Below are 22,715 nucleotides of genomic sequence, written 5' to 3' on the forward strand. Positions count from 1 at the left end.
TGCAGTGGCCTTTTTATTTTTATTGGATTTTTAATGCAGGGTTTTCCTGTGTACATAAGTGAACGGTGATTTAGGTAAGAGACCATGCGCAAGACATTTCGGATTAAAAAACCAGCCGAATTTCAAAACGTCTTTGACCACCATCAATCGGTGGCAAATAAGTATTTTGTCTTATATCGGTTAAAAAAACAGAATCAAAAACATTTCCGTCTTGGGCTTTCAGTTGGTAAAAAAGTCGGTAAGGCTCATGACCGGGTTTTTGTTAAACGACGAATTCGACAAGCTTTTTTGGAATTAAAACCAATGTTGGATTCACATGTTGATATTTTAGTGATTGCCAGACCAGCTGCAGCACACCAGTCCCAAGCTTTTATTAAGAAACAACTAGAACATGTTTTAAAGCTTGCGAAACTTTTAAAGGAAGAAAATCATGACTCGAATCAATAAATGGGTAAAAACAATTGGTTTTTTGCCACTGATCTTAGCAGCCTTGGCCATTGTTGGCATTGTTCTTGCTGACCTTTCATATAGTGGCCATGTTGCCGGTTCTGGCCTGTGGGGTGGCTTTGTGGCCATCTTTATTCGCTCGATTTTGGGCGTTTCTTCTTGGTTCTCGTCTTCATATGGGCTTGGAATCATTGTCTTTACGGTCTTTGTTCGTTTCCTGATTTTGCCATTGATGGTTTATCAGGTCGATTCCATGAAGAAGATGCAGGGCTTGCAAGATGAAATTAAGGCCTTGCAGGATACTTATCCTGGTCGAGATACTGAGAGTCGACAGTTGTTAGCTGCCGCCCAGCAGCAACTTTACAAGGATCGCGGTATTTCACCTTTTGCCTCAATGCTGCCTTTGTTAGTTCAGATGCCGGTTTTGATTGCCTTATACCAAGGAATTCATAATTCACCTGTGTTGCGTTCAGGTTCTTTCCTTTGGTTGAATTTGGGTCACCAAGATCCTTATTTCATCTTGCCAATTTTGGCTGCCTTGTTTACCTTTGGTTCTTCATGGTTGTCGACCCAGGCTAACCCTCAGCAAAATGCGATGACGAAGGCGGTGCCATATGTCTTCCCATTCCTAATTTTGTTTACGGCTTTGGCTGTTCCCTCTGCCGTTTCTCTTTACTGGGTGGTTGGAAACTTGTTCCAGATGGTACAAACGTTCTTCTTGCAAAATCCATTCAAGATGCGCCGCGAACGTGAAGAAGCCTTGGCTTTGGAAAAAGAAAAGGCACGTAAGGTTCGCAAAGCCCAACGTTCAAAGAAGCGTAAAAAGCGTTAATTTTTATTGTTTAAATGAAATCACAGCAATGACTTGCTGTGGTTTTTTTATTTGATTACTTTTATAGTAAAGAAGAGCGTTTGATGGTCTTAAAAGTTTGACGAACGATGGTTTAATTAGACTGTTTTTTTTGCTATGATACCTAGTGTTATTTTCTTTTGAAAATTAGTGAGGGGAGGGTCATCATGATTGAGATGTTAAAGCAGACACCAAAGTTTTCTTGGTACCATATCACCGATATGAGTCCTGCAGATGAGAAAACACTTTTGGACGACCATGGTTTAACAGAACAAATGATTGGCTATGCGGATGACCATAACGAAAGTGTTCGAATGGAATTTGATCCTGAAGCGGATGAGGCTTTGATTATTTTAGATGTCATCTCTGCTGAACCAGAACCAGTTTTAACCCGTCCGTTAGGGATTGTTTTGGTTAATGGTGATTTATATACTTTTGCGCATCGACCAACGGACTATATTAAGAAAAATTTTTTAAATGGTGATACTACCTTTCATCGCTCGGATGATGATGAAATGTCGGTCTTTGAATTTATGGTGACGGGCATTTACCCATTAATGACGATGTTTGGTGATGAAATTACCGAGATTAACCGGCAACGACGTGCGATTCAGGCACAGTTTAGTAATCGCAAGCAGTTAACAAAGCACACAAACGATTTATTGCATCTGCAAATTCAAATGATTTACCTCCAAAATTCATTGGCAAACGATTTAATTATGTTTGACCAAATCCGACGTTCATATGAAAGCCACGTTTCGGAAGCTGATTTGGATCGATTAGATGCCGTTCGGGTCGAGGTTGAGCAGGCGCGGGACATGGCTGGTTTAGCAATGGAAGTGATTAATGCTGTTGCAGATGCGACAGGATCACTGGGAAATCGGGATTTGAACTGGACGATGAAGGTCTTAACTGTCTATTCAATTGTCTTTACGATTCCAACGATTGTTTCTGGCTTTTATGGTGAAAACGTTGATTATCTGCCTTTTGCTCATGGTGCTTCGGGCTGGTGGGTCACCATCATTATCATGTTCTTAATGATGGTTGGTGCGACCTATTTGTTCTATCATTATGGTTTTTTGAAAAAGTAGACAAAGACCCTGATTTTTATATCACATTGCCGTATAATAAATTTATAACAAGAACATTTCAAATGTTGTGAGGATATTATGTCGAGAAAAAAACGGAAAAATGAATTTATCGAGCAGCGAGATTTACTGTTAGAGAAGTCTTCTGCTGGCTGGGTTTCTTTCCGCCGCTTTTTGTTTGCACCGAATCTGTTGACCTTTGTGATTTCGGTCGTTGTTGGTAATGCTTTTGGTGGCGCAATCAAAGACTTAGTGAGTTTGTTAGCTAGCTTTATTTCCTTTGTTTGGCGATGGCTCTTTACCCAGAACCATCCGATGTACTTTGCGGCAACGCAACAAGCTTGGTCAGCGTTTATCACTTCGTTTTTAACAATGATTTCGATTGCGTTGGCGGTTTATTATACAATCCAATTTATTAATAATAAGTTAATTAATTCGGAGAGTGAAAAATGGGGTTATGATGAACCCCATGAGGATATGATGGCTTTGCAAAAATTGCAGCGAGAAAACAATGATTTGATTAAAAAGAATAATGAGCTGCAGGAAAAGGTTTTGCAGGCACTAGCTGAAAGCAAGCAAAAGAGTTAGTCTAAAGGGAGAGGGAAGAAGGATGAAGCAAACAACAGTTATCGTCACGATTATCGCGTTGGTTTTGATGTTTATTTCGATTGCAAGTTGGATTTTCAAGCAGGAAGGTTTTTCTCTGGTTTGCGCCAATTTGGGGACGGTCATTTTGTTGATCGCCTATTTGTGGGATAATCGTCGTAAGGATGAAATTGATTAAGAAAAAGTAAAGAACATTGATATTTCTTAAAGCTAAGATTCTTTCTTGGCTTTTTCTTTACTTTTCTTTGGTGGTGTTTCACGTGAAACATTTTACCGGCTGTTTCACGTGAAACACAGAAAGGATGGGAAAATGTTATTTAAAGATGCACAGGTGACAATCGATCCTGTTGAAGTGCCTGATTACGTTGGTCGTGTTATTGAAAATCAAAAATACGGTCCAGAAGATTATCAACTTTTTGATATTTACCTACCAGCGGGTGGCGGAGCACACTCAATTATTTTGGATCTTCAAGGGGGTGGCTTAGTTCGAGGGGTGAAATCATCCTTTAAATTAGGGCCTTCATTGAAATTTGTTAAAGAAGGTTATGCCGTCATTTCAATGAACTATGCACTTATCTCAACCAAATCATTTTCTTTTCCAAAGCAAGTAGCAGAAATTCGAGCGGTTTTGGTAAAAGCTAAAAAAGATGCACAAAAGTATCAGTTAGAAGCTAATAGTGTTGATTTAATCGGAGAATCTTCAGGCGCTCAGCTGGCAATGCTGACAGCCGCATCCGTAACGGCCAAAGTGAAATTAGGACGGATTGCAGCACCCGATGATTTAACTGATTTGCCAGAAATTAAACATGTAATTGCCAATTATGGACCTTATGAATTTGATCAATTCGCCCGACAGTTTCAAGAAGAGGGCATTCAACCTAAATATGCCGAATCTGGCCAAGCAATTTCGTTTGAAGGATTAGCCTTAGCAGGTTTAGCAGTGGCTGAAAATCCAATCGGTGTTAGCCAGGCAAATCCAGCCAACTACTTTACTCAAAAGACGCCAGCTGTATTAGCTTATGCAGGCAGTGCTGATCAAGTTGTGCCTCATCAACAAAGCATTGATTTGATTGCTCGTTATCAGAAAATGACAGAAAAAAAAGCCACCTGCCATATCATCGCAGGCGGCCACCATGGTATTTTTGATTATGATACACCGGTTATTTACCAAGAAAAACTGGCTTTCTTGAAAGATAAAGATTGAAACCAACGCTTAAGAAAATTTAGAACATAAAAAGAAGGTAGGAATCAAATCCTACCTTCTTTTTATTGGTTTAAAATTTGGTTAACAACGGTAGCTGCTTCAGTGAAAGCGATTGTTTGCACGTGTGGTCGGGGGATTACTGTGGTGAACCAACTTTGGCCTTCCAGAGGGACGCCAGTGACAAACAGGTTGGGAATTAACTGATTTTCCTTGTTATAAACCGTAAATGTTTTCAGATCAACTTTAATGGTATTGGCTAAAGGAGCAGTACCATCCTGGTTAATAATTCGATTATCACCAACAATTAATCCGTGCTGACGGAGAGATTTTAGCAATGGGCTCTTAGCTGTGCGGAAATCAGGCCGACCAAGTCGTGCCTCAATGAGGGCAGTTCCTTGATAATGTTCATCAAATCGGTCAGTTGCGGTAAAGAATTGTTGATCATGAGCAACACTGAAATTTGGACCAGCAATAGTGACTTGCTTAGCTTTAATTAAGGCCAAAAGTTGCCGTGTTCGAATTAATGGTGGTCCAACCGATAGCTGCGTATCAAAAAGCTTGAAGTCAGTTAAGAGTTTTTGATAATCATCTTCATCAAAAAGACGGTCATTATAAAGTGTTCGTACAGTACCACGAACATCACGAAGAATGTCATAGGCGCCCGTTAGCGGTGATTTGTCATTACCTAAGGCGGCAGAATCAATATCTTCTTTTAAATGTTGAACGAAGAATTTCCGGAAAGCAGAAAGAGAAGTTACGTCGCGGGAGGGGGTTGCTTCCTTTTCCCAAGAAATGTGCACATCTAATTTTAGATGAAACTTTTCGTTAACATGCTGCCAATTTTTTGGATTTTCTAGAAAATCCAAAATTTCTTCTCTTTCTGTATCAGATAGCTTATCAAGCAGGTTTACTTGGTTAGTTAGATACTTGTAGGTCATCTCTTGATCTAAGACATGGCGGAAAGTATTGTAGGGCAGGTGACCACCGCAATCTTTCGCAATGCGCTGCATGCGCTCGAGCGTGAAGAATCGTGGTTGATACAGCTCGTTTGCTCCTTTTTGGTTAAGCCCGTGTGCTCGGGGTGGAAGCCCAGAGCCAGAACCAATGATCAAATGTGGTTCATGACCAGATGGATGGTAAACAAGTGAACCATCTTTTTTAGTCAAAAAGAAACCACCTTTACCAGCTGTCAAAGACAGGAGATCATCAAAAAAGGAGAGACCAAGACCTTGAACCAAAACAGTATCATTTTCGTTCAGGCTAGAAAAGTCATTTTCCGCCGGGTGAGAGGCAGGATAATAGTGAAAGCCTTTTTCTTTTGCAAACTTTTCCAAATCTTTCTTCTTTTCACTTAACTCGGCATCAAGGTGACCAAGTGCCAAGACGACTTTGTCAGCAAAAAAATGATTATAATCGGTAGTCGTGATGTTAAAACCTGGATTAGCTTCTAATAAGCTTTTGACGGCGACCTGGTGAAAGCGCACTGAAAGGTTACTTGGGCAGTTATTTAGAATTTCTTCAAAGAACCAAGCCGCATAGACACCCATTAAACCGCGGGAAGCATAGGCAGTCATTGATGTTAGTGATAAAACTTCCTCACGATAAGCCATTGGATATTCGTGATGTTGTTTTAAGAAGGGCAGGGCATAAGATTGGGCCCAAGTAAGTAGGTTTGGCGTTAAATCTTCACCGCGACGTTGACCAATATCATAATCATTAAATAACGTCACCTGGTTGGGATTTGTATTCATTAAATAAGTTTGATTATTTTCAAAAAAAGGATTCCAAACGCGACCACCAACCGGGTAAGGGTCGAAAATATTAATTGTTAAGGCCTGGTTTGAATCAGCTTTTTGAATAAGGCGGTCGAGAATAGCAAGATTTCTCGGACCCGCTCCAATTAAAGCAATTTGCATGGGGACTCCTGTATCAAGTGAAAATAAAAAGCCAACGATAAAGTAAGCGCTAGCTATGAAAATGAATTTTTGAAAAAATAAGTTAGAAACATTACAACTAATGTGTCTAAAATTTATAATATTTCTTAAACTAATTCTACTCTAAATATGATTGAAAAAAAAGGTAACTAATCAAAGTAAATCCCAAATAAAAAAGGAATTTGTTATAATAGACCTATCATCTGTTGGCAAAAGTTTACTTCCATGGAAAAAACAGAAAGTTAGCGGTCGCTGTAAGCTAACCCATTCTTAAACTGAGTTACACAACAGGAAACGATGACGTCGAGTCGCGTTAAGACTAAATGAGTGGCCTTAAAGAGGCAATTTAGGTGGTACCGCGGACAATTCGCCCTAATCAGTGATGATTAGGGCTTTTTTTGTCCTGATTTTTAGCTGAGACGAACGTGCCGGTAATCAAATGGAGGAAAGTAAAATGAATTTTATTGAAGATTTGAAGTGGCGTGGGGCGTTAAACCAGGTTACTGATGAAGAGGGTCTGTTGAAGGCGATGAAAGCCGGCCAAATCGGGGCTTATGTCGGCACTGATCCAACGGCCGACTCCCTTCACTTGGGACATTTGATTCCATTTATGGTTTTGAAGCGTTTCCAAAAAGCAGGCGGAAAGGCCGTGATTATTGTTGGTGGGGCAACCGGATCAATTGGGGACCCTCGACCAACAACTGAACGTCAATTGCTATCAGAAGAACAGTTGAAAGTGAATGAAAAGGGCATTGCAGCCCAAGTGACTAAGTTATTTGGTTCCGATGATACAACAATCGTTAATAATGCCGATTGGTTGAGCCCAATGACTTTGCCAGAATTCTTGCGAGATTACGGCAAGCTGTTCTCCGTGAATGTCATGCTGAAGAAGGATGTCGTTGCTTCTCGTTTGGAAACAGGGATTTCTTATACGGAATTTACTTACCAGATTTTACAAGCCATTGATTTCTTGCATCTTTGGCGCGAAGAAAACGTGCGTTTGCAAATCGGTGGTTCCGACCAATGGGGGAACATCACTGCCGGTGTTGATTTGATTCATACGGTTGAAGGTTCCGATGCACCAGCTTTTGGATTGACCATTCCATTGATGACGGATTCTACTGGAAAGAAGTTCGGAAAATCAGAAGGGAATGCCATTTGGCTGAACGCAGAAAAGACATCACCATATACGTTCTACCAGTTCTGGTATAACCAGCGTGATGAAGACGTCGTGAAGTATCTAAAGTATTTCACGTTCTTGAGCCCCGAAGAAATTGCTGATTTGGAAAAGGAAGTTGCTGAAAATCCTGGTGCTCGTCTTGGCCAAAAGCGCTTAGCGGAAGAAGTGACAGCCTTTGTTCACGGTCAAGCAGCCGTGGAAGAGGCAGAAGCGCTGTCCAAGGCCTTGTTCTCGGGTGATGTTGCAGCACTTTCTGTCCAACAAATTCGCGATGTTTTTGCGGGTGTTCCAGGATTTGAAACAACTAATGCTAAGCAAAATGTAGTTGATTTCTTAGTTGACGCTGGCATTGAAAAGTCTAAGCGTCAGGCCCGTGAAGACGTGACGAACGGTGCGATTACTATTAATGGTCAAAAGGAAACAGACGTTGAAGCCGAAGTTGATCCAAGCGCCAGTTATGATGGTCAATATATCTTAGTACGACGCGGTAAGAAGAAGTATTTCTTGGGAACGGTTAAGTAAGAAAAGTGGATTATAAGGCCTTTAGGGGCCTTTTTTCTTTTAAAAAAAATAAATAAAAAGAAATCTTTTTCTTTAATTTTAGTTTAATCTCAATTCCCTATACTTACATTATCGATATAGCGATATATCGGACATCAAAAACTTCATCTCGGCACATCTATAAATACTTCTCTCTAAACCTAATTTATACCTTCTCTCCCGTGCCGAGGTGGAGGTTCAGCAGATGGACGACCCCCTGATTTTTATCAGGGGGCCTTTTACTACCTGAAACTTTATTGGTGATGGGTGCTGGGCTTTTGAATGCGTGTGGGTCTTTGTTATAATGGGCGCAGAGACTGATTTTTGCGATGGTGTTAAAACTGTCAAAAACAAAGACCGGTAGCGCAGAAATCATCCTCAGATCAGTATCAAGACAAAGGAGACATAGTTAATGTCATTACTAGAACTGCATCACGTGTCAAAGAACTTCGGTTCTTACCAGGCTTTGGATAACGTTTCGTTTTCCGTAGAACCTGGGCGAATTGTTGGGTTGATTGGTCCTAACGGGGCTGGGAAGTCGACAGCAATGCGCGCCATTACTGGATTAATGTCTTATAGCGATGGGGAAATCATTTTTGATGATGAACGCATCCGCTTTGCCAAGAATAAGTCATTGGCAAGGATGGGTAATTTGATTGAATATCCAGCAATTTACCCTAATTTCACTGCACGTGACCATATGACATACTATGCCATGGATGCCAAGGATCATGCAGACATCGATGAATTGATGAAGATTACTGGAATCGACGGCGAAAAGTTTGGTAAGCGTAAGGCAAAGAAATTCTCATTGGGAATGAAGCAACGCCTTGGGATTGCCATCGCCTTAATTCGTAATCCAAAATTTGTTGTTTTGGATGAACCAATGAACGGTTTGGATCCACAGTCTGTTCGTGACATTCGTGCCTTGATTCGTTCACTAGCTGACAAGGGTGTAGCCTTCTTGATCTCTTCACACTTGTTGGATGAATTGCAACGTTTGGCTGATGATGTTGTGATCATTAACAAGGGAAAAGTCTTGCGTCGTGAAAAGATGGTGGACTTCTTGGCCGAAGGAAAGACACAGGTCAAGGTTCAAACCAATGATAATGATAAGATGTTGGCTGCAGCTAAGGCTGCCGGTTGGGACGCCTCAATGGGCGATGACCGTGTCTTGATTGCTGTTCAGGGCGATGTGACAGCACAAAAAGTGTTGAAACTAGCCACTGATGAAGGGCTTGAAGTAACGGATATTCAAACTGGTCAAGGCAACTTAGAGGATCATTTGTTATCTGTATTGTCAACTGACGCCACTCGGGCCTAGTCAACGAAGGAGAATTCATGTTTACGTTATTAAAGCAAGAAGCAATGAAGGCCTGGAAGCAAAACCGGGTCTATATCTGGGCGATTATCGCCTTTGTTCTACCAATTATTACTTTGACTAGTTTTACGCCAATGGCTAGTCAAGCAACAATGTACGGTTCCTTGGGTGGATCAAGCATCATTGTTACGATTGGAATGTTGGTCTTAACAGCCTTGTCATTTACACAAGAATTTACTTTTGGTACTATCCGACCTTTGCTTTCACGGCAATATTCACGGCTTCAGATTTTCTTAGCTAAGATTATTACGGTCATTGTTGAATATTTCCTCTTGATTGTTTTTTCACTCGCTGGAACCGCAATCGGTCGTTTAATTTACCGGGCAATGCATGATGGCTCAACTGAAAAGATTTATACGACTTATTACACATCCCTTGATTGGAAGGCATTCCTATTTGCCTTGTTGATGAGCTTTATTGGTTCATTATTCGTAATGGCTATTGTTCTTTTGGTTTCAAATATTGCCAAGTCTTCTGCGGCAGCCATTTCTTTGGGGGTTGTGATATTAGTGGCAACCAATATCTTGTCAGCAGTGACCTCTGCACTGATTCAACTGTGGGCTCCATTAAAGTGGAACCCATTGACGGTCCAAAATGTTGTTTCTTACTACACTGGTACTTCAGACTTTAATAAAACTATCCATTCTTACTTTGGTGCTGGTTCTTGGGTGCTCTTCGTCGTTTATGGTGCCTATGTCTTGGTGATGTACGCCTTGGCTTACTGGATTTTCAACCGACGTTCTGTCTAATTTAAAAATAAAAAAGACTGCTTAAGCAGTCTTTTTTAGTACATACATGCGAATAATTCTAAAAACAGGTCTTTTCTTTCTGTTTGGCTTTGATAAAATAGGGTTAGGAGAAATCTTATGTCAAGAAAACCACCAGCATATAATGACAAGCAACGGATTTTACGTCTTTATTCCGTCCTGATTTCCAAGCAATCAATGGGCGTAGATGAAATCGAAAACCTCTTTTTCGTTGGTCGCAAGACCGTTCAGCGTGATATTGCCGCGATTCGTGAGTTTCTTGCGGACTTGCAGGTCGAAGATGAGGTTAAATCAGAAATCATCTTTGATCGCAAAAGTAAAAAGTACCGGTTAACCGAGCGAGAACATCTTTTTGAAGTTTTTGATCGGATTAATACTAATGGTTCTGGGATGGAATTTTAAAAAGTAAAAAGTGATTCGTCCCTCAAGATAAGGGGATGTCACTGAATAGCCTTTAGGACTGATGCCCGATATTTAATCGGTTTTAGTCCTTTTACTTTGCTCTCGAGATTCGAGACCATGGAAAACTTGATGATAGAAGTTATATTACTGGGTTTCCTTTTGTAGTCATTCGAAATAAGATAGACGACCATTAATATTTTAATAGTTTATATGAAAAGAAGTGATTTTAAGATAGTGGGGGTTTAATGAAAAAAATTGTTGTTGTGCTAACCATGATTGTACTGACATGTGGGACTGTTCTTTTTGCTATTGGCAATGCGAAGAATGCAAAAAAGGTTGCATCTTCTGTAGCCAATTCAAGCAGTGTATCCCCAGTTTCCTCTGCGGATAATGCTAGCAGTGCTGGAAATAGCGCAAGCGCTGGCGAATCATCCGCATCTTCGACGACTAATGCAAACAGTGCTGGAGAGGGTATGAGTGCCAGCGAACCTTCCGCATCTTCGACGGCAAATGTCAGCAGTGCTGGAGAGGGTATGAGTGCCAGCGAATCTTCCGCATCTTCGACGGCAAATGCCAGCAGTACTGGAAATAGTGCAAGTACTGGTGAATCGAGCGCCTCAGATGTACCATCAGCAACCATAGAGGGCCAAGGGCATGCAGTTAGCAATGGTCAGGATGCGGTTGATGTTATTAAGGAAGCTTATAAGTCGGTTGGATCATACTTAAATGCTTTGGAATTTGATGTATTCAATGATGAAAGTAATCCAAAAGATTTCATTGTCAAGTTGATTATTAAAGCTTATCGGTTGGATGGAGGCACAGGTACAGCGGGTCTTTACCGGGTGGAGCCTTCAGGGCATTACACATTGATTACTTAAAATCGTCTATACAAATTCTGGTAAATAAAAAAGCTCCGAATCACAATCAGAGCTTTTTAAGAAAACATGTTTTCTTTTTATTTTTGATGTAGTGAGTACTAGTCAAAATGGTTATCACTGATTATTTGTGAAGCCTCATTTTAGTGAACAAAGTATTCAAGAAGGTCCTCTTCACTTAGGTCCTTTTTTTCTTGGTCTTTAACATCTAAGACAATCTTACCAGCGTTTAAAACAATCAGGCGATTGCCATAGGTGAGGGCGTCTGCCAAATTATGGGTAATCATCAAAGCTGTCAGATGATTATCGACAACCTGGTGGTTTGTGGCATCCATTAGTTGTGCCGAAGTCTTGGGATCTAAGGCGGCTGTGTGCTCGTCTAAGAGCAAAAGCTCCGGTTTCACCTGAATAGCCATTAGAAAAGATAAGGCCTGTCGTTGGCCCCCAGAAAGAGAGCCAGCAGCTGTCTGCAAACGATTTTCAAGGTTGTTACCCATCTTTTCGGTGATTTCATGGTAGAAATCCAGCTTTTGACTGGTGAGGTGACGGTTTCTTAATGTCCGTCGTGAACCACGTTTCTCAGCCAAGAGGAGGTTTTCGGCAACCGTCATCCGGGGGGCCGTCCCCATCTTTGGATCCTGGAAAACCCGGGCCAAAAAGGCGGTCCGCTTAACGGCTGGCAGGTTGGTGATATCTTTGCCCTGGTGATAGACAGATCCGGAACTAAGTGCGAGATCTCCAGAAATGGCGTTGAACAAAGTCGACTTCCCAGCCCCATTGGTCCCTAAGACAGTGATAAAATCACCGGGATAAATTTCTAGGTTGAGCTGCTTTAAAATTTCGGTTTGATTGCCGACGGTCACGGTTGCATCTTTCAGCGTAATCACAGGTTTAGTCATGATGCCGTCCTCCTAACTGCAAAATCTTGTCTAATTTCAAATAATGGCGCACTTGAGGCAAAACCATCGCGATGGCCAGAATAATAGATGAAATCAGGTTCAAGTCATTGGTTGAGAAGCCAAGTTGCAAGACGGCCAGCAAAACCAGGCGATAAATAATGGAACCGATAATGACAGCCACTAAACGCTGATTTAATGACAAATCACCAAAGGCAACTTCGCCAATAATAATCGAAGCCAGGGCAATGACGATAATACCGATTCCCATGTTAATATCCGCAAAACCGTTGTTTTGGGCAATAACGGCGCCACCAAAGGCGATCATGGCGTTTGAGACCATCAGACCCATGATGGTCATTTGATCAGTTTTAATCCCAAAGGCGGCAGCCATCTTGGCGTTATCGCCAGTTGCGATGAAGGCTTGGCCGAGTTCCGTTTGTAAGAACCAGATTAAGGCGAGGGTAATCAAAACAATAATAATCAGGCCCACAAAGACGCCGTCAAAGTATTTTGGTAGACCTTCTAAGAATGGTGACGAGAAGATTGTTTTTTGGTTCAAGAGGGAAATGTTGGCAGAGCCCATAATCCGGAGGTTAATGGACAGGCAGGCTGTCATAACCAAAATTCCGGATAGCAGAATCGGAATCTTACCTTTGGTATACAGAAGACCAGTTACTAAACCGGCTAGTGCACCAACGAAGACGGCGGCTAATGTTGCCAGATAAGGGTTGGTCCCATGGGCAATCAGGGCAACAGCGGTTGCACCACCAAGTGGGAAGGAACCTTCAACCGTCATATCAGCGAAGTTTAAAATTCTAAAGGTTAAGAACAGGGCCAGGCCCAAAACGGCCCACAAGATCCCTTGAGAAATACTCGAAACAACAATTGACATTAGAAGACCTCCCCAGCTTTTTCAGCCTTTGCAACGATATCGGCAGGCAATGTAATGCCAAGCGTTTTCGCTGTTTGTTGGTTGATGACGTAATTTCCCTTAGTAACGTTGTAAACCGGCATCGTGGCCGTTTTCTTCTTGCCACTAAGGACTTGGGCAGCCATCCGACCAGCCTGATAACCAATTTCATACTGTGAATTAGAGAAAGTAACTAAACCACCGTCTTTCACCATTGAGTCAGCGGCAGGAATCACAGCTACATGGGCTTGGTTAGCGACGGCAACCAAAGTCTTCATCGCCGTGGCAACACCATTATCTTGCGGTGCGTAAACAGCGTCGACTTGGCTGACCATGGTGGTTGCAACCTGTTGCATGTCATTAGTGGAAGCAATCGTATAGTTTTTGACTTGATAACCGGCCTTTTTTAATGCATTGGCCATTTTTTTCGCATTATAAGTACCACCAGCATCAGAAGAAGTGGAAACGATTCCGATTGTCTTGGCCTTTGGTAAGACTTCCTTGAAGACAGCAACCTGTTTTTCATAAGGAGAATCACCACCAACCCCTGTAATGTTAGCGCCAGGATGAGCATCTGATTTCACCAACTTAGAGCCGCTAGGGTTGGTAATTCCTGCTAGGATAACGGGGGTCTTGCCATCAGCTGCCTTAGCTAAGGAAAGGGCTGCTGGCGTAGCGATTCCAACGGTTAAGTCTTCGTTCTTATTGGCAAAGTTTTGTGCCATTGTTTTCAAATTAGCTTGGTCCGCTTGCGCGTTTTGATAGTCGATTTTCACGTTTTTGCCGGCTTTGTAACCACCATCAGCCAGCCCGGCCACTACTCCTTGGTGAATTTGATCCAAGGCAGGGTGAGTGACTAATTGCAAAATACCCACAGTGGGGATGCCTTTTTTCGTACTCGTGTTGCTATTGCCCGTGGTGAAAAAGGCAACGACTAGGAAAAGGGCGATGAATGATGTCACGGTTAGTAGACGTTTATTCATTTTTTACTCCTTCAAACTTCTAATATACTGGCCCAGACAAGTTTTAGACAAAAAGAAAAGCCTGCCTGGGTATTGTGATTAAACCCAAACAGACTTTTAATGAATTGCAACATTGCAAAAGAGCCGGTTGGGACAAAACTGTTGTCACAGCTTGTCCAATCGACGAGCTGCTTTCCTACCGGCGCCACCATTGGCGGTTAGATTGTGAAGCAAACTGACGCATACGCGACTCCTTAAAACATCTAAAAGTTAAGTTAAGCATACAAGACGGGACTAGGCCTGTCAAGAAAAAATGAAAAAGTTATCAGAAAAGTCTACAATAACGTTAAGAGAAAATTAGTCTTGGAAGAAACGGAAACGAACGTCTTCTGCCAAGTAGTCCTTGTCGCCTGCAGGAGCAACGATTGAACCAAATGGCATTTGACCACGCAAAGTCCAGTTTTCAGGCAAGTTGAATTCCTTGGCAACGGCTGCATCAATCAATGGGTTGTAGTGCTGCAATGAAGCCCCAATGCCTTCTTCAGCTAAGCGCAACCAAACGGCGTAAAGTGAGATACCAACTGCTTCTTCTGCCCAATCAGGGAAGTTGTTAGCGTAAAGTGGGAAGCCTTCTTGCAAGCCCTTGACGATGTTTGTATCAGTATAGAACAAAACAGTACCAAAGCCGGCCTTGAAAGCACCGTCAACCTTGGCCTTCGTAGCAGCAAAGGCTTCTTCATCAGCAGAAACCTTCTTCAATTCAGCTAATGTGATATCCCACAAACGATCGTGTGCTGCACCAGTCAAAACAACGGCTTGTGTTGATTGTGAGTTAAAGGCTGATGGTGTGTTTTCAATGGCTTCTTTAATAATTGAATTAAGTTCTTCAGGAGTCTTTGAAACGTCCTTACCAAGGGCGTAAATTGAGCGACGCTTCTTTTGCAAATCTAAAAATTCTGACATATTTCTGTCTCCTTGTTGGTTGTATTTTTTAAAAGTACAACACTATGTTATAATAGACTTTAGAAAAATACAAGGACTAATTTTTATGAAACCATCATTACGATTAACAAATGCGCTCCACATCCTTGTTTATGTGGCAACCGCGCGCCCAACAGATTCATTAAGCTCCGCTACGATTGCGGGTTCCATTAATACTAACCCGTCACGCGTGCGAGCACTTTTAGCTGAATTGCAGAATGCTAATATTTTGTGTCGGCAGGGTCCTTATCCTGGCCGTCCTGTGCTGGCAAGAGATAGTAAGGACATTACCTTTGCAGAGGTCTTGCAGGCCGTTGAGGACTGTGCAGCCGTTTTTGCCTTGGATAAGCACACCAACCCTGACTGTCCAGTCGGTTCTTCAATTGGTTCGGCCCTGTCAAAGTATTATGGTGAAATCGACCAAGCGGTGATGGCCGTCATGGGTGAAATGACTCTTTTTGATCTCGTCGAAGACGTTAAAAAGAACCAAACGCTCCCAATTTGAACCATGATTGCGTGATAGAATCTTCTTATATATAGAAAGTAGGCGACATCATGACAGTTGAAACAAATCGAAAAATTGAAGGATTGGTTGTTTTCCTTGGGGGAGCGATTGGGGGCCTATTCCGCTATTTATTAAGCTTTGTGCCAGTCATTGGCGAATGGCCATTGACGACGATGCTGATTAATTGGCTCGGGGCTTTCTTATTGGCCTTTTTGGGGGCATATTTAGTGGGCAAGATGGAACGCCCCGCTTATTGGCAATCATTTTTGGGAACCGGCATCATGGGTGGGTTTACAACCTTTGGAACCATGATTTTACAAACCTTCCATCTCGGCCTGCATCAACCATTTTTGGCCTTTTCTTATCTTTTCCTTTCGCTTTTTGGTGGTCTAGCACTGGTGATTGCCGGACAGTTAACGGCTCGGGCCGTTTTGAATCCAAATCAGAAGGGGGTCAGCCATGCTTGAAAACTACCTGCTCGTGATGATTGGTGCCGGGCTCGGGGCTCTTTTACGCTACCTGTTACTGATTTGGTGGCCGCAACGTTTTGATTTATTTACCGGGGTCTGGGCGGTTAATATCCTTGGATCGTTTTTACTTGGGATTCTTTCAAGTATCGGTCAAGGCTCCCATGCTGTCTTGTTGACGCAAACTGGTTTTTTGGGTGGATTGACCACCTTTTCAACGATGATGACTCAGGCGAAGCAAAGAGATGGCCTCTTTAAGCAACTGCTTTATTTATTCGTGCAGGTTCTCGCAGGTGCCATTGCTTTCTTCTTGGGTCAAGTCCTAGCAGGGGCCGTTCGTTAGTATGGTAAAATAGCCCTTAGGATTAGGAGCAACTTATGACAAAGAAAACAGCAATAATCGTGGATTCATCGGCAGCGTTGCCGGCCGAAATCCGCCGTTCATATGGAATTGAGGAAGTGTCAATTCCGATTTTATTTGGCCAAGAAACTTATATGGGTGGCCAGGATTTAACTTCTCTAGCTGATTTGGTTGAATTAATGACTAAAAAAGATGTTTTGCCAACGACATCGCAACCAAGTCCAGCCGAATGGGAACAGGCTTTGAACCAGGCGGTCCAAGCTGGCTATACAGAAGCCATCATCATCACCTTGTCTTCAGGAATTTCAGGTGCCTTTCAAACGGCAAAGCTGGTTGCTGATGGTTTCGATGGCCTTGAAGAAATTCTTGTAGTCGATTCCAAATTGACTAACATGGGGCAGGCCAGTCAAGCTTTGTTGGCCGCTAAATTAGCCGAAAAGGGCCGTACTTTGGCCGAAATTGACCAAGCGCTCGCGGCTTTCCGTGAAGACCTGGGCGTTCGTTTGGTCGTCAACGATATTTCGCATCTGAAGCGAACGGGACGCCTATCTCGTGGACAAGCCCTTATTGGCGGTTTATTGAATATTAAACCAATCCTATCCTTTGACATCGTTGGGGATGGAAAGATTGGCGCCGTTGGCAAAGCACGAAAGATGTCTGGGGCAAAGGAACAGATTCAAGAAGCTTTTGAAGATTACCTAAGAGCTGCTGATTTTCCAGTTCGGGCTTATATTATCGATGGTAATAATGCCAAATTAGGGGATAGATGGCTGAAGGACTTTCAGGCCAAGTATCCAACGGTTGCCTTTGATCGCGCCAGCATGGATCCCGTCATTGGTGTGCATACAGGAGATGGGGCAATGGCCGTTATTTGGTCACATGATTGGCAAGTCATGGCAAAAGAAGACTGAAATAGTGATTTAGAGTAAATAAAAAGCCAGCCGAACGGCTGACTTTTTAGTAAGCAGATAAATATTGGTTAATGCCTGACTATCAAGATGGGTTAGGCAACTTTTTTGATACCCAAGGCTGGGTCCAATTCGCCACCGCGACCAGCCAATGAGTAACGCAAGTACTTTTCATTGACGTCAACGGTCATTTCTTCGTCCATTTGATCGGTTGAATAAGGCTTAGCATAGATTTCACCAAGGTTTGAGTCAATCTTCGCACCAAATTCGGACAAATCAGTATCCTTATTGACGAACACGAGGTTAAATGACAAAGCCAAGGTGCAGTTTGCTTCGTCTGAGAATGGGCCAACGCCGTCGTCAAAGTCCAAGACCATCTTGACATCGTCGCCTAAGAACTTCTGCAAACGGTCAGCTGCTGCTGGTGTAAAAGTCAATTTCATAAAATATTCCTCCAATTCATCTTTAAGTAACAAGATTAGTATATAATGTTTAACAATGTTTGTCAATTGGTATAGTTGTTATTTGTTTTATTTTTACGATGACAATAGAGAAAATTCGTGCGACAGACAACTTTTAAGGGGTTTTATAAAAAATGGAAATCAAAAAACATGGAAAAGCTTATCAGATTGTCTATGAGGTTTTAAATGCCGTTACCCATGGTCTTGGCTTTATCTTAGCCATTATCGCCAGTGTCTTTTTAGCGCTGAAAATCGTCCGTGATGGGCAGACGAGTGGCATTGAAATCGCGGCGGTCAGTATTTATTTGACCTCGGTATCACTATTTTTACTGGCTTCGACACTTTTTCACTCACTTGTTTTTACTAGAGCGGCCAAGATTTTTCAATTTATGGATCATGCCGGTATTTACTTTGTGATATTAGGGTCTTATACGCCCTATACTTGGTTAGTTTTGAAGGGTGGTTGGGGAATCGGTATCTGGTCCGCCATTCTATTGATGACCATTGCCGGTCTGATTTATGATTTGTTTCTGGTTGGTCGCTTTCCTTGGTTATCTGTCCTGATTTACCTGGTGATGGGCTGGTTAATTATTATTGCCATGCCATTATTGTGGACTGCTTTATCACCGACTGCCTTTTGGTTACTATTAGCCGGTGGTGTGGTATACTCTCTTGGAACCATTTTTTACCTCGTACCAAAAATTCCCATGGGTCACGTTTACTGGCATGTTTTTGTGCTGGTTGGTGCCGGACTCATGTACTGCTCAATATATCTAACTCTTTAGATTGAAAGAAGGTCAAAAAGATGGAAAAGCTGGATTATCACTTTCAAAGTGCCTGGACAGCCACTGCGTTAAGCAACCTAGAGTCGCCAATTGCAATTGAAAAATCAGCCGTTGTCACGGGTGATGACTGGCAGATTGATTGGACTGATTTTCAAAACACACCGGTCAAGAAGAGTCCGGAAGTGATTGGTGATCAATTTTATTGTCAGGGTCAGCTGATTTTAAACCAGCAAACTTGGAATGTCGTTCGTTTTCATATTCATGATGGCGCTGAACACCTGATTGATGGTCAGCGCGATGCGGCTGAGATTCACATCGTTTGTCAAAATCAGCTTGGCCAAACCATGGTGGTCGGGGCCTTTGCCGAAGTCGACGAAAAGCAACCTGTCATCTTCGCTCCGCTCTTTTCGGAAGAAAAAAAGACCGTCAATTTGCAGGATTTGCTGCCTGTGGAAAAAACGGGCTGCTTTACCTATACGGGCTCGTTAACCACACCGCCGTTGAAAAAAGACATAAATTGGTTCTTGTTAGACAAACCGGTGGGGATAAGTCCTAAAGATTTGGCAACTTTTGCCGAAGCCTATCCGGATAACTACCGGGATTGCCAGCCCTTATCCGGGCGGACGGTGGTTTATCACCACTTATCAACGGTGACTCATTCAAAGTAAGTTCAAAAGCCCTTCGGGCTTTTTTCAATGCCGTTTGTTTTCTTTTTGATCTAAGACTAAAATTGATAGATGTAAAGTGAGCTTCTCTAACAAATGAGGAGCTTCTTTGATTTCATTCGTCATTTAAAAGGGGATTTTTTTCATGACCAATAATTCGCAAATGAATTTTTCGCAGATGAAACGGGCGGCTTTGGTCGTAGCTGCAGCCCTGTTTATGCAAATGCTTGATTCAACCATTGTCACAACAGCGCTACCACAGATTGCAACTGATTTGAAAGTTGCCCAGAGTACAGCCTCATTGCTCGTATCGGTTTATATGCTGTTTTCCGCTATTTTTATTCCATTATCTGGTTGGTTAGCCAAAAAGGTTCGCCGCAAGAACTTATTTTTGATTGCCGTGGGTCTTTTCACTGTCTCATCCGTGCTGGCCGGGCTCTTTAACAATTTGACCTATTTGTTGGTCATGCGGGCTATCCAGGGGATGTCCGGGGCCTTGATGGTGCCCGTCGGCCGCTTAATTATTTTGGAAAATACGGAACCAAAGAAAATGCTCCAAATCCTGTCTTACCTGGTTTGGCCGGCACTCTTGGCACCTGCGATTGCGCCTTTACTTGGGGGTTACGTTATTGCTAGTTTGTCCTGGCATTGGATTTTCTTTTTGAACCTGCCAATTGGCCTGTTAATCATTTTAACGGGTGCATTCTTTATTTTGGATGATAACGAACGGGAAGACTTGCCCTTTGATTTATTTGGTTTCTTGTTGGTGGCAGTTGCCGGTGGTGGCCTTTTGATTGCTTCCGAAATTCTTTCACGTGGACTGTCACTCTTTTTCTGGGGCTTCTTGGTGCTTTTCGTAGCACTCGTCTTTTTGGCCTTGGCCTGGCATCATCTTTCGGCTAGTGACCAACCGCTCTTCTCGCTAGAACCTCTAAAGGTCAAAACTTTCCGTGTCTATGAATCTGGCGGTTCAATCTTTTGGATGACGATTGGTGCGTTGCCATACCTTTTGACCTTGGTTCTGCAGGTCGCTTTCCATTGGTCACCAATTATGGCTGGAACCTATGTCATTTTTATCTTCGTTGGTAATATCGCCATTAAGCCCTTTACCACAGTGATTATTCGCCGTTTAGGCTACAAGTATGCTCTAGTAGTGGCTCTGAGCTTGGCTAGTTTGGCAACGTTGCTGATGGCCGCCTTTCATGCTGATAGCGCCAAGGTCTGGATTGCCTTCGTCGCTTTCGTATCTGGTGTTGGTCGTTCGTTGGCTTTGACGGCTTATAATTCATTGTCTTTCTCGGAACTTTCAAAAGAACAGAAGAATTCAGCCAATACCCTGACATCTGTCCTGCAAATGCTATCACAAGCATTGGGGGTCGGAATTGTCGCAACAATTTTGGCCTTGCTTGGCCAGGTTGTGAAAACCACAACGGCCTACCAGTTAACCTTCTTGATTGTGGGGCTAGTTTCTTTGTATCCGCTCATGGAAGTCTTAACATTGCCGAAGGATGCGGGTGCGCAAACTCTTAGTTAAATTTAATAAAAGAATGCCAAACAGCGTTTTGTTTGGCTTTTTTTATGAAGAAATTTGCTTTTTAGAAGTGGTCTAGTGGATAATAATGAAAATAACAATTATTAGGAGGCGCACATGGTAGCAAAGTATCAAGATGATTTTTATCAAGCGGTCAATCAGGAGTGGCTAAATCAGGCCGAAATTCCAGCCGACAAACCTGTCACCGGCGGTTTTTATGATTTGGCGGATAAGATTGAAGATTTGGAACGGGCCACGGTCAAAGAAATTGAAGCCGGTCAAAAGGCAGTTGCCGCTTTGGACCAGTTTGTTGCCCTCCACCAGTTGACAAAGGACTGGGACCGTCGCGGTCAAGATGAGGCTGGTCAAGTACAGCAATTCTTGCAACCGTTGCTCAAGATTGAAAACTGGGATGACTTCCAAGCAGCCGAAGGCCAATTGATTTTGGATTCTTATACGACACCGCTGTCCTTGACGGTTAGTCCGGATTCAAAAAATACGGCTCGTAACGAATTGTGGTTGGCCAATCCGGGGCTGATTTTGCCTGATACAACCAGTTATCAGGACGAAGACAGCAAAAAGGATTTGTTGGCTACCTGGTCAACAATGGTTGTTGGGCTCTTGCAACGGTTTGGTTTTGCAGAAAAAGAGGCGCAAAAATTAGTTGAAGAGACTTTGGCGTTTGACCAAATTTTGGCGGATAGTGAGAGTTCTCGTGAAACGTTGTCGGATTACTGGAAGAATTATCATCCAACGGCCTTGGCTGATTTGACAGAACAATTCACCGACTATCGAATTGCTGCGGTGATTGAAAAGGTGCTAGGACAAAAGCCGGAAAAGGTCATCATCTTTGATGGGGCATTCTTTGACAAGGCGAACACCATTTATCAAGAAAAGAACTTTGCCTTGATCAAGTCTTGGTCGATTGTTCAAAATATGCTTGATATTGCCAAATTATTGGGAAATCAGAGCCGAATCGATGCCGGTGTCTTTGGGCGAAAGCTGTCTGGTGCCAAGGAAGCGGTTGATGCAGACAAAGCTGCCTTCCGCCAGGCTCGAGCCTTCTTTGCCCAAATCGTTGGTCGTTGGTACGGTCAAACTTATTTTGGCGAGGCTGCTAAAAAAGATGTTGAAAAGATGGTCCAGGATTTGATTGGCGTTTACGATGGCCGCTTTGATCAACAAAAGTGGTTGTCGGCTGCCACGCGTGAAAAGGCCAAGGTGAAGTTGGCTGCCTTGCAAGTCAAAGTTGGATATCCGGATCAGATTCCTGCCTACTTGGAGAATCGTAAAGTCGATGTTCACAAGTCGCTTTTGGAAAACGTGGAAGACTTTTCTAAGGCAGCAGTGGCCGACCACTTTAGTCAGTGGGGACAGGCACCCGATACGAGTCGCTGGGAAATGCCAGGGGACCTTGTGAATGCCTATTATTCACCTGAATTTAATCAAATTGTCTTCCCAGCAGCCATTTTGCAAGCACCATTTTACGATTACCACCAATCATCAAGCCAAAACTTTGGTGGCATTGGGACGGTGATTGCTCATGAAATTACTCATGCCTTTGATACTAACGGTGCCCGTTATGATGAACATGGAAACTTGAAGGAGTGGTGGACAAAGAAAGACTTTGAACACTTCGAGCAGAAGACACAAGCGGTTGTTGCTGCTTTTGATGGTCAAGATTCAGCAGGGGCTAAGATTAATGGCCACCTAACGGTTTCCGAAAACGTTGCTGATTTGGGCGGGGTCTCGGCCGCTTTGGCAGCCGCTAAGGAACAAAAGGACTTTGATGCCAAAGCCTTCTTTGAAAACTTTGCCACATTGTGGCGGCAAAAGGCAGCACCGGCTTACCTTGCTATGTTAGCGAAGATTGATGTCCATGCACCAGCGAAGTTGCGGACGAACGTTATCTTGCCGAACTTTGATGACTTCCAACAAACTTATGGCGTTCAGGTGGGGGATGGCATGTGGTTGGATCCTGAAAAGCGCATTCAAATTTGGTAATA

Annotated in this window: 25 protein-coding genes; 19 read left to right on the forward strand and 6 right to left on the reverse strand. The window is 42.9% G+C overall.

Annotation, left to right across the window (positions count from 1 at the left end):
* Positions 1–84 precede the first annotated feature (84 nt).
* From rnpA to AOQ32_RS06000, 6 genes are all read left to right on the forward strand, one after another.
* Positions 85–447, forward strand: a complete 363-nt coding sequence (gene rnpA / locus AOQ32_RS05980; RefSeq protein WP_059394020.1) for a ribonuclease P protein component — start codon at positions 85–87, stop codon at positions 445–447.
* Positions 431–1,279: a membrane protein insertase YidC gene (locus AOQ32_RS05985; protein WP_059394021.1), complete on the forward strand. Its 849-nt coding sequence runs from the start codon at positions 431–433 to the stop codon at positions 1,277–1,279. Before rnpA ends, AOQ32_RS05985 begins: the two co-directional genes overlap by 17 nt.
* Before the next feature lie 185 nt (positions 1,280–1,464).
* Positions 1,465–2,388 (forward strand): magnesium transporter CorA family protein, encoded by a 924-nt coding sequence (locus AOQ32_RS05990; protein WP_059394022.1) that lies wholly within the window; start codon positions 1,465–1,467, stop codon positions 2,386–2,388.
* Between the two features lie 78 nt (positions 2,389–2,466).
* Positions 2,467–2,973 carry an MscL family protein gene (locus tag AOQ32_RS05995; RefSeq protein WP_059394023.1) on the forward strand — a complete coding sequence of 169 codons (507 nt, stop codon included), beginning with the start codon at positions 2,467–2,469 and terminating at the stop codon, positions 2,971–2,973.
* Positions 2,974–2,995: 22 nt separating this feature from the next.
* Positions 2,996–3,169, forward strand: coding sequence for a hypothetical protein (locus tag AOQ32_RS08890; RefSeq protein WP_168778895.1), 174 nt, complete (start codon positions 2,996–2,998; stop codon positions 3,167–3,169).
* 132 nt (positions 3,170–3,301) lie between these two features.
* Complete coding sequence (locus AOQ32_RS06000; RefSeq protein ID WP_059394024.1) at positions 3,302–4,195, forward strand: alpha/beta hydrolase; 894 nt, start codon at positions 3,302–3,304, stop codon at positions 4,193–4,195.
* Positions 4,196–4,257: 62 nt separating this feature from the next.
* On the opposite strand, the gene AOQ32_RS06005 is transcribed toward AOQ32_RS06000, so the two are convergent.
* A complete protein-coding gene (locus AOQ32_RS06005) occupies positions 4,258–6,111 on the reverse strand; it encodes an FAD/NAD(P)-binding protein (protein ID WP_059394025.1) in 1,854 nt (617 codons plus the stop codon).
* Between the two features lie 472 nt (positions 6,112–6,583).
* Between AOQ32_RS06005 and tyrS the strand changes: the two genes are divergently transcribed.
* From tyrS to AOQ32_RS08590, 5 genes are all read left to right on the forward strand, one after another.
* Positions 6,584–7,831, forward strand: a complete 1,248-nt coding sequence (gene tyrS / locus AOQ32_RS06010; RefSeq protein ID WP_059394026.1) for a tyrosine--tRNA ligase — start codon at positions 6,584–6,586, stop codon at positions 7,829–7,831.
* Positions 7,832–8,261: 430 nt separating this feature from the next.
* Positions 8,262–9,173: an ABC transporter ATP-binding protein gene (locus AOQ32_RS06015; RefSeq protein ID WP_059394027.1), complete on the forward strand. Its 912-nt coding sequence runs from the start codon at positions 8,262–8,264 to the stop codon at positions 9,171–9,173.
* A gap of 17 nt (positions 9,174–9,190) precedes the next feature.
* The gene (locus tag AOQ32_RS06020; RefSeq protein WP_059394028.1) at positions 9,191–9,979 is read left to right on the forward strand and encodes an ABC transporter permease subunit; all 789 of its coding nucleotides are present in this window, start codon (positions 9,191–9,193) and stop codon (positions 9,977–9,979) included.
* Positions 9,980–10,096: 117 nt separating this feature from the next.
* Positions 10,097–10,399: a hypothetical protein gene (locus AOQ32_RS06025; protein WP_047975194.1), complete on the forward strand. Its 303-nt coding sequence runs from the start codon at positions 10,097–10,099 to the stop codon at positions 10,397–10,399.
* Between the two features lie 272 nt (positions 10,400–10,671).
* Positions 10,672–11,277, forward strand: a complete 606-nt coding sequence (locus AOQ32_RS08590) for a hypothetical protein (protein ID WP_158531873.1) — start codon at positions 10,672–10,674, stop codon at positions 11,275–11,277.
* A gap of 140 nt (positions 11,278–11,417) precedes the next feature.
* On the opposite strand, the gene AOQ32_RS06035 is transcribed toward AOQ32_RS08590, so the two are convergent.
* From AOQ32_RS06035 to AOQ32_RS06050, 4 genes are all read right to left on the reverse strand, one after another.
* Positions 11,418–12,173, reverse strand: a complete 756-nt coding sequence (locus tag AOQ32_RS06035; protein ID WP_059394030.1) for an ABC transporter ATP-binding protein — start codon at positions 12,171–12,173, stop codon at positions 11,418–11,420.
* Entirely contained in the window at positions 12,166–13,065 is a 900-nt protein-coding gene (locus AOQ32_RS06040; protein ID WP_059394031.1) for an ABC transporter permease, read from the reverse strand. Before AOQ32_RS06040 ends, AOQ32_RS06035 begins: the two co-directional genes overlap by 8 nt.
* On the reverse strand, positions 13,065–14,066 hold the full coding sequence (gene trpX, locus AOQ32_RS06045) for a tryptophan ABC transporter substrate-binding protein (protein WP_059394032.1): 1,002 nt from the start codon (positions 14,064–14,066) through the stop codon (positions 13,065–13,067). Before trpX ends, AOQ32_RS06040 begins: the two co-directional genes overlap by 1 nt.
* Before the next feature lie 336 nt (positions 14,067–14,402).
* The gene (locus AOQ32_RS06050; protein WP_059394033.1) at positions 14,403–15,008 is read right to left on the reverse strand and encodes a nitroreductase family protein; all 606 of its coding nucleotides are present in this window, start codon (positions 15,006–15,008) and stop codon (positions 14,403–14,405) included.
* 85 nt (positions 15,009–15,093) lie between these two features.
* Between AOQ32_RS06050 and AOQ32_RS06055 the strand changes: the two genes are divergently transcribed.
* The 4 genes from AOQ32_RS06055 to AOQ32_RS06070 are packed head-to-tail and all read left to right on the forward strand — an operon-like array spanning position 15,094 to position 17,270.
* A complete protein-coding gene (locus AOQ32_RS06055; protein WP_059394034.1) occupies positions 15,094–15,531 on the forward strand; it encodes an Rrf2 family transcriptional regulator in 438 nt (145 codons plus the stop codon).
* Between the two features lie 50 nt (positions 15,532–15,581).
* Positions 15,582–15,998: a fluoride efflux transporter FluC gene (locus AOQ32_RS06060; RefSeq protein WP_059394035.1), complete on the forward strand. Its 417-nt coding sequence runs from the start codon at positions 15,582–15,584 to the stop codon at positions 15,996–15,998.
* Positions 15,991–16,341, forward strand: coding sequence for a fluoride efflux transporter FluC (locus AOQ32_RS06065; protein WP_059394036.1), 351 nt, complete (start codon positions 15,991–15,993; stop codon positions 16,339–16,341). The genes AOQ32_RS06060 and AOQ32_RS06065 overlap by 8 nt, the downstream gene beginning before the upstream one ends.
* A gap of 35 nt (positions 16,342–16,376) precedes the next feature.
* Positions 16,377–17,270, forward strand: coding sequence for a DegV family protein (locus AOQ32_RS06070; protein ID WP_059394037.1), 894 nt, complete (start codon positions 16,377–16,379; stop codon positions 17,268–17,270).
* Between the two features lie 92 nt (positions 17,271–17,362).
* Here the strand turns inward: AOQ32_RS06070 and AOQ32_RS06075 are convergent, their stop codons facing one another.
* A complete protein-coding gene (locus AOQ32_RS06075; protein WP_059394038.1) occupies positions 17,363–17,710 on the reverse strand; it encodes an iron-sulfur cluster biosynthesis family protein in 348 nt (115 codons plus the stop codon).
* Positions 17,711–17,862: 152 nt separating this feature from the next.
* Between AOQ32_RS06075 and trhA the strand changes: the two genes are divergently transcribed.
* The 4 genes from trhA to AOQ32_RS06095 all read left to right on the forward strand — a co-directional run bounded on the left by trhA (position 17,863) and on the right by AOQ32_RS06095 (position 22,713).
* Positions 17,863–18,513: a PAQR family membrane homeostasis protein TrhA gene (gene trhA / locus AOQ32_RS06080; protein ID WP_059394039.1), complete on the forward strand. Its 651-nt coding sequence runs from the start codon at positions 17,863–17,865 to the stop codon at positions 18,511–18,513.
* Between the two features lie 20 nt (positions 18,514–18,533).
* A complete protein-coding gene (locus tag AOQ32_RS06085) occupies positions 18,534–19,181 on the forward strand; it encodes a carbonic anhydrase family protein (RefSeq protein WP_059394040.1) in 648 nt (215 codons plus the stop codon).
* Between the two features lie 142 nt (positions 19,182–19,323).
* Positions 19,324–20,712, forward strand: a complete 1,389-nt coding sequence (locus tag AOQ32_RS06090) for an MFS transporter (protein WP_239061183.1) — start codon at positions 19,324–19,326, stop codon at positions 20,710–20,712.
* A 114-nt stretch (positions 20,713–20,826) separates the two neighbouring features.
* The gene (locus AOQ32_RS06095; protein WP_059394041.1) at positions 20,827–22,713 is read left to right on the forward strand and encodes a M13-type metalloendopeptidase; all 1,887 of its coding nucleotides are present in this window, start codon (positions 20,827–20,829) and stop codon (positions 22,711–22,713) included.
* The last annotated feature ends 2 nt before the right edge of the window (positions 22,714–22,715 follow it).

Origin of the sequence: Fructobacillus tropaeoli (genome assembly GCF_001047135.2) — a bacterium.
Classification (GTDB): Bacteria; Bacillota; Bacilli; order Lactobacillales; family Lactobacillaceae; genus Fructobacillus; species Fructobacillus tropaeoli.